Origin of the sequence: Candidatus Finniella inopinata (genome assembly GCF_004210305.1) — a bacterium.
Taxonomy (GTDB): Bacteria; Pseudomonadota; Alphaproteobacteria; order Paracaedibacterales; family CAIULA01; genus Finniella; species Finniella inopinata_A.
This window is the reverse complement of the sequence record NZ_SCFB01000013.1, coordinates 1-1,486: the sequence shown is the minus strand read 5'-3', so window position 1 is coordinate 1,486 and position 1,486 is coordinate 1. Positions and strand designations below refer to the sequence as shown.

General features: G+C 40.7%; 1 protein-coding gene. It reads right to left on the bottom strand.

Annotated elements, in window-relative coordinates; all coding sequences use genetic code 11:
- Positions 1–1,124: 1,124 nt before the first annotated feature.
- Positions 1,125–1,367 carry a hypothetical protein gene (locus EQU50_RS07160; RefSeq protein WP_130154444.1) on the bottom strand — a complete coding sequence of 81 codons (243 nt, stop codon included), beginning with the start codon at positions 1,365–1,367 and terminating at the stop codon, positions 1,125–1,127.
- Positions 1,368–1,486 lie beyond the last annotated feature (119 nt).

Sequence of the window (1,486 nt, the reverse complement as noted above, 5' to 3'; positions counted from 1 at the left end):
GGAATTTTCCCCGGAGTGGATCTGTCCAAGAATGATCAAATCCATTGCGGATATTTATGTCCTAGCTTATTCTAACAAAATTCACCACAAATATGCTTCGACAAACAGATTTCGTCTCAGCTGAACGACACATTTTGGAAATCGGGACATAAAAAAACAAGTATCCTTCGGAGTTTTCTTCTTTTTCGCACGGAGTTTTACGGCTATTTGATCGCACGTTCTTCTACTATCTCTGCTTTCAGCTGCTTTATTTAATTTGGACGTTATGGCTACCAAGATTCAAGATGCCTACATGCCTCGCAATTGGTACTGCCTTCTTCACGATTTCTACGACACATTTTTTGTCCACGCAACCGCAATCTCCTGACTTGTCATTTTTTTTGTGTTTCTTGCGTGTCTTCTTGCTGCAATGCAGCTCCGCAACTGCCCGCATCATCTCCTCCACTGATCGCGCTTCAGTCCAGGTACTCGTTGTGCAAATATACCTATCTATCTATCTATCTATCTATCTATCTATCTATCTATCTATCGGCGGGACTAGTCTGTACTACTGCCTGTCTGTATCATATCATAACTACACTCAATTTCACTCAACCAACTCATAGTCAGTACTATCCCTCGAATCGAATCGAATCGAATCTCTCTCTCTCTCAACGCTATCCTCCAACGCTCTTCGCCGCCTCTTTTTTTTTATTATCTCGTTCATTCGTTCTTTCTTTCTTTCTTTCTTTCTTTCATCTCTTACTTACCCATCCTATCTTCTTTAATCCCGACACTTTCAAGGAGCCGACGTTCATTTGTTCACTTTTACGAGTGAATGTTAGTAGTCGCACAATGATAATAATAATAATAATAATAATAATATTTGAACACATTTAATGGTGTGATCGAGTCGTGTTCATAGTCGTGATTCGACAGAGATATACCTTCTTTCTCTTTTCTTTCTTTCTTTCTTTCTCACTTTCAACATCCTTTCTCTTTCATTTTCTTTTTCCTCGCAACTTACTTCCTTTTCTGTCAGCATGCAACACTGTCGTTCGCCTTTCCTCTCCTCTCCTTTCTCCCTCTCTCTTCTTCATTTATCTTTCCCCCCCTCAATTGTCCACATCTATTTCTTTATTTATTTATTTATCTTCCTCCCCCTTCTCTTCACTACCACTGCCATTCTTCACTTCGACGCTTTTTCTTCTTGAGTTTTGATGATGAGCTGAGCTTTTTTTTGTTTTTGTTTTTGTTTTGCTTGTCGTGCATTCCTCTGTTTCTCGAATTTCCTTTCCTTTTCGTCTTCTATTTCCCCGTTCCGCTCCCCTCCTCTCATCGTGTCCGTCTGTCTTTCTTCGTCTTCTTTCTTTCTTTCTTTTCCTCATCGTTCCACCTCGCCGACCATGCATTTCCTCTTTTTTTCACTAATCACGGCTTCTTCCTCTCCCTTTCTCTTCTCCTCTCCTCACCTCTCCACCATTCCTCGCCTCACGTGTATTGGTAT